Here is a 5,845-nt window from a genome sequence, read left to right on the forward strand (position 1 = left end):
GTTACGAACGACACGACCACCTCTTCAGTGCCTTCCTCACCCTCGCCGCCGCCCTCACCTGCTACAAAAAACCCACCACATGAGACACGCTCTTACTCGTGGTAGGATTCAGCTTACAATACCGCGCTGATCAATTTCCGTCGGTCAAAGTTCCGACCAATCGATCGAACCCACCCCGGAAGTACGCCAGCGGAGCACCGCCCCGAGCACCGGCGCCCAGCACTTCGCCCATGAAGACCGCATGCGTCGCCACTTCGAACTCCTTGATCACCCGGCACTCCAACCACCCCAACACCCCTGTCAGTAACGGCAAACCGAGCTGCTCCGAGGGACTCCACAAGACTCCGCTGAACTTTTCTGGTTCCGCCGAAGAGAATAGTCGCACCAGGTCGTGCTGGTGCTCCGCCAGGACGTTAACCCCGAAGGCACCGCTTTTGCGCACTGTATCCTGCGTCCGCGACTTCCGGTTTGCGCAGACCAAGACCATCGGGGGGTCGACAGACAACGAGGAAAACGCGCTGACCACCATCCCATGGTTACGTCCCTCCGAGGATCCGGTCAAGATCGTGACCCCGGTGACGAAACGCCCGACAACGTCGCGAAAAACGCCTTCATCTACGGGATCCACGACGAGATCACTCTCCGAATTGTTTACACCCGACATTTCTTCCTCCCGAACTGCTTTATGTACCGAAAAGATCGTCAGCACAGCCGTCCGGAGTTCCCGAAGCGAGCACATAGTGCTCGACGTCGAGAATCGGCTGAGCGATTCCGTTCGACAGCGCGAATCCGGCAGCACTAGGTCCACTGTTGCGCAGATCTGACCACAGTGAGATTTGGGTTTCGTGGGACCGCAGGGCGTTCATCAACGATGACTGCTGATCCGTCACATCCAGAGCAGTGGTCACAGCATCGTCAGGTATATGTGCTAGCTCTTCGATGTCGGCAATCGGAAACGGTACACCTTCGGACTTCGACAACCGCTGCAGGCCGTCTGCCAACGCACCCCGGGGTCGCACCGTGTGGAACACCCTTTCCACCTCGGCAACCCTCGATGTGGCGCTCATGGTGATCTGGTGCGCACGGACGTGATCCGGGTGGCCGTACCCACCGTCGTCGGTGTAGGTCACGACGACTTGCGGGCGTACTTCCCGCAGCATCGTCTCCAGCTCGGCTTCCTGCTCTCGGCGGTCCCCGATCGCAAAGGCCCGCGGATGGGGTTCCGAGAGCTCGCCGGCATATCCGGGCTGGCTCCACGTCATGCCCGAATCGCGCCAGCGGCCGATACCGCCGAGGAAACGGAAGTCGGTGACCCCCAAGGCCTTGCATGCCCCCTGCAGCTCGCCGATTCGGTAACCACCGAGCTGGTCGGACTGATCGGAAGCCAGTCCCTGCAATTCCTTAGGGATGATCTCGCCCTCTTCACCCAGGGTGCACGTCACCAAGGTAATCTGCACACCGCGCGCGGCATAGTGCGCGATCGTTCCGCCGGTGGTCAGGGTTTCGTCGTCGGGGTGTGCATGGACCAGCAGTAGTCGAAGCGGTGCCGTGTGGTTCACATTGCATCCTTAGGCAGTAGGTCGCCAACAGAAATATCCGGTGAAGGCCGATTAAACCAGGAATCCCGACTGACAAAGCTCCCGGCCGAAAGCTATTCGCCGGGATCATCAAATTTGACGGAGCCGTGGTAGCTCCGCTGTACTCAATCGAAAGATCGCCTGCTGCTGCGCCGCCGCAGCATGTTCAGCAAGTCCGCCCCGGCGGGTGCATCGGACTCGGCCCGCGCCCACTCGGTTAGCGCACTCAAGTCCGAATCCGCTGCGGTCGCTGCTTCGACGATGGGCAGCGCACCGTCGTAGATGACACCCGAAAAGCCATCCACCGTGACGACTCTGCCGGCCAGCCGCGTGACGGTCCCGGTCCCGCAACCGACCACGCACGGAACAGCGATCTCGCGAGAGACCACGGCGGCATGCGAGGTGGCGCCGCCGCGCTCGGTCACCACCGCGTGCACTGAGGACATGGCGGGCACATCGTCGGGCTCCGTCGTCACTCGAGCGAGCACCACTTCCTGACCGCGATCCCGCCGGTCGTCGACTTCTGAGGAATCGAGTGCAACGGCTCCGATACCTATGCCCGGCGAGGCCGGTTTGCCCCGGGATACGACCCTCGCCGAGGTCAGCGCCTGTGGATCCACCCTCGGCCGCAACAACGCCTCGACCTGGTCCGCGTGAATTCGATCTAGCGCCTGATGCCGATCGATGAGCCCCTCGCGCACCATCGCCACCGCATGCCGCGTGGCGGCCTCCGGAGACCGCTTCGCCGTGCGCGTCTGCAACAACCAAAGGCGGCCGGACTCCACGGTGAACTCGATGTCTTGCACATCGCCGCCGGCTCGCTCCAGACGTGTCGCTGCCGCCATGAGCTCTCGGTGGGTACCGGGTAGCTGGGCAGCCAGCTCGCTCAACGGCTGGGCATTGGCGCGTCCGGACACGACGTCCTCGCCCTGCCCCCCTGCGATCCACTCTCCGTACACCTCGGCACCACCGGTCAGCGGGTTGCGTGTGAACAGCACTCCACTGCCGGAGTTGTAGTCCACGTTCCCGAACACCATCGCCTGAACGGTTACTGCCGTACCGGCATCATCGGCGATCCCGCGATCGCGGCGATAGGCCACGGCTCGTGGTGAGGTCCACGACGTGAACACGCCCTCGATGGCTTGCCGCAGCTGCTCCCACGGATCAGCAGGCACGGATCTGCCCAGCGTTCGCTCGAACTGCTCGGCAAATCTGCGTCTCACGTCGGCGGCGTAGCCGGAATCCCCGGACTGCTCCGTGAAGGCCTGGTGGACATCCGCGGTCATCCCCACGTTGAGGATGGTGTCCATCATCCCGGGCATGCTCATCGCCGCGCCGGAACGGACCGAGACCAGCAACGGCCGCGCACCACCGCCGAAGGTACGACCCGTCTTCCGTTCCAATGCGTGAACCAGATCGCGCACCCGGCGCCAGATGTCGTCGGGCAGTCGTGACGACTCGGCCCGAAATCGTTGGTAGACTCCGGTGCTCAGCACGAATGCAGGTGGCACCGGTAGCCCCAGGGCGAGCATCCGCTCGATGCCTTCGGCCTTACCGCCGAGCGAATGCTTGCTCAAACCAGTTTTGCCGTCCAGCAGCACCGCGTCCACCCGTGGTGCTGCGTGCACCGCTTTCACCCCTGTCACTCGGCACGCCTCGCTTCCGCTTCGTCGATCCGCGTCCGTCCGGTCAGCCCGATCAAATCCTCGTGGAGTTCGAACCAGACAGTGTGGTAGCTGTCGATTAGCGGTCCTGCGAACCACGCATGTGTGCCGGCCCGGACCTTGTCCAAGGCCGACTTGAAGCGTGCGGGGTAATGGTTCAAGCGCGGGACGAGATCTACGATGTCAGCCAGCAACGGCTGGAATTCGGCGTGCAGCTCGACGAGCTGCGCGATGACTTTCGCGTCATAACCAGGATCCGTGTGATCGTTTTGCTTGACTCCGTCCTTCAGTTGCCAATCGACGACGATGCGTTTGAGCTCGGAATTGTACTTGTCAAATCGTTCGTAAGCATCGGCCAAGCTTTCCCGATCGATGCTGCCGCGCTCGGCAGCCGTCAACGAACTCAGTCGATCGCGCCCGGCTGGAGTGAGCCGGTAGCAGCCGTCGGCCTCCACGCACCGTCCGGATTCGACCAGGAGGCGAAGACTCACCGCCACCGCCGACCAGCTCGACCCGACAGCCGAAGCGAGATCCGCTCCGGCAGGACGTCCTTTGAACCGGATGGCCTGTAGGATCTGGATTTCCGCTGACAAATTCACGCCTCCTCGCTCGCTGCTCGTACCAGTCCGTCCGATGTGGATATCTCAGTGTTGGACAAACGCCGCGCGAGTTGGGACCGCTTGAGTTTGCCGATTCCGGTCTTGGGTACCGACTCCTTGGCTACCGGGCACACCCTGCTCACGGTCAATCCGAACCGATCTGCGATGTGCTCGACGACGCACCAGTTGTCCCGGTCCGAGGCGACACCCGAGCGAGGATGGAAGAATATCATCAGTGTCCCTGCCGCTGTCGCGCCCAGCACCGACTCCGCCTCACACGCGACGGTGTAAGAGGGTTCGACGAAAGACAATTCTTCGATGACGGATTCGATTTCGTGTCCATAGTAGGTGACGCCGTTGACCACGATGACATCGTCCACGCGGCCGGTGACGGTCAGCACGCCGTTCGAGATGAACGCCAGATCACCGGTCTTGAACCAGCCGTCGTTGTTGAACGACTGGCGGTTTTGCTCATCGTTGCGGTAGTAGCCCGGACTGATCGGAATACCGGTTACGTGCAACCTGCCTATTTGGCCTTCGCTCAGCGCCCGGCCGGTTTCATCCACCACCCGCAAGGACACCCCGGGATGCGGCGAGCCGACCGACACGAACCGATCGTCGTCCGAGCTGGTATCGGGGGAGAACACGCTATCGACCACCCCCGATGAGGTTTCCGACATACCCCACCCCGGATGCATGGCCGTACCTGGCAAGCCGAAGGGGGCCAGCAACGACAGGAACCGCCGGATAACCTTGGGCTTGATGGCCTCACCACCGTTCATGATGTAAGTCAGCCGACTCAGGTCCCAGGGTCGCCCGGCGAGGTCGTCCGCGCGATCGTTGATCAACCCAAACGCGAAGTTGGGTGCCCAGGTCGTATCGCACTCGTGCTCGCTGATCGCAGCCAGCCACCGGAGCGGATCCTCGGTAACCCATTCCTTGCGGGCATGCACCTGATGGCAGCCGAGCAGGACATCCCGAACGTGGAACATGACCAGTCCGCCCACGTGGTCCAACGGCATCCAGTTGAATGTGCGATTGCGCTCGGAAAGCCCGCGCACCTGGGCATTTGCTCGCGCCCTGCTCAGGATGTTGCGCTGCGTCAGCATGACGGCCTTCGGCAAGCCGGTGCTGCCGGAGGTCAACAGCAGCAAGGCGAGGTCATCGGGCTCCGCTGCGTGAAACCCGCGCTCCGGCGGGCCGGAACGCAAGTCCTCGACCGCCCCTAACCAGGAACCGGGAGTGGGCTCCGCGGCGATCACCCACGGGTCCTGGAGAAGGTCGCACACCCCGCCCAGCAGTTCGGCGCTCGACAGCGGACTACTCGGCGGGGGGCTCATCGCAACCGGAACGGGCACGAATCCACCGAGCTGACATGCCCAGAATGCAGCCAACAGGTCGGCTTCTTGCTCGACCTGGATGGCGACCTGGTCACCGGGGAGGGCGCCGGCCCGGCGGATGCTGCCGAGAACCCGGGCGGCATCGTCCAAGAGCTCCGAATAGGACTGTGACCGGGGCCGCCCCTGCTCGTCCAAGTATACGATCGCACCGCAGTCGGTCCGGCCGGCCGCGTCGGCCAGCGCATCCGCCAAGGTTCGTACCGGTGCTGCGGACAGCGTTCCACCGTGGAGCACGGCGGGTTTCGATGTATCGAGAGTATCGGTCATGGCTCTCCCACTCGTTCCAATCGAGGCACCTCAGGCGACGATCCCGAGCGCCGTGGGGTACTGCGGTGTGCCTCCGGTGAGATAGGCACCGGCCGACTGCGCGATCTTGTCCTGTCCCATGACCTGCTGGGACATCGTCTCCGTGTCCCGGAGCCAGCGGTCCATCGGCGAGCTCGCATAGATCGAGGACGTCGCCATCAGGTCGTAGAGCCGGCGCACGATGGAGCGCGCTCCGCGCATGGCGTACCGTCTGGTTAGCATCGTTTCGATGCGCTCGTCCGGAGTGAAATCGTCCAGACTCGCGCCGTTTTCCAGCCGGTCCCACCGATGTTGCAGGC

The 5,845-nt window shown here is 63.1% G+C and carries 5 protein-coding genes and 1 pseudogene; all 6 read right to left on the reverse strand.

The window, feature by feature from the left end; all coding sequences use genetic code 11:
* Positions 1–130: 130 nt before the first annotated feature.
* Positions 131–709 (reverse strand): flavin reductase family protein, encoded by a 579-nt coding sequence (locus DFQ14_RS21280; RefSeq protein ID WP_246195620.1) that lies wholly within the window; start codon positions 707–709, stop codon positions 131–133.
* Complete coding sequence (gene mshB / locus DFQ14_RS21285) at positions 684–1,559, reverse strand: N-acetyl-1-D-myo-inositol-2-amino-2-deoxy-alpha-D-glucopyranoside deacetylase (RefSeq protein ID WP_114455124.1); 876 nt, start codon at positions 1,557–1,559, stop codon at positions 684–686. Before mshB ends, DFQ14_RS21280 begins: the two co-directional genes overlap by 26 nt.
* A gap of 143 nt (positions 1,560–1,702) precedes the next feature.
* A complete protein-coding gene (locus tag DFQ14_RS21290) occupies positions 1,703–3,205 on the reverse strand; it encodes a pyruvate, phosphate dikinase (protein ID WP_246195619.1) in 1,503 nt (500 codons plus the stop codon).
* Positions 3,206–3,219: 14 nt separating this feature from the next.
* The gene (locus DFQ14_RS21295; protein WP_246195618.1) at positions 3,220–3,840 is read right to left on the reverse strand and encodes a hypothetical protein; all 621 of its coding nucleotides are present in this window, start codon (positions 3,838–3,840) and stop codon (positions 3,220–3,222) included.
* Positions 3,837–5,507: an AMP-binding protein gene (locus tag DFQ14_RS21300; RefSeq protein ID WP_114455127.1), complete on the reverse strand. Its 1,671-nt coding sequence runs from the start codon at positions 5,505–5,507 to the stop codon at positions 3,837–3,839. The genes DFQ14_RS21295 and DFQ14_RS21300 overlap by 4 nt, the downstream gene beginning before the upstream one ends.
* A 30-nt stretch (positions 5,508–5,537) precedes the next feature.
* Positions 5,538–5,845, reverse strand: a pseudogene (locus DFQ14_RS21305) (acyl-CoA dehydrogenase family protein); the annotation flags it as partial.

Source organism: Halopolyspora algeriensis (genome assembly GCF_003337235.1).
GTDB lineage: Bacteria > Actinomycetota > Actinomycetes > Mycobacteriales > Pseudonocardiaceae > Haloactinomyces > Haloactinomyces algeriensis.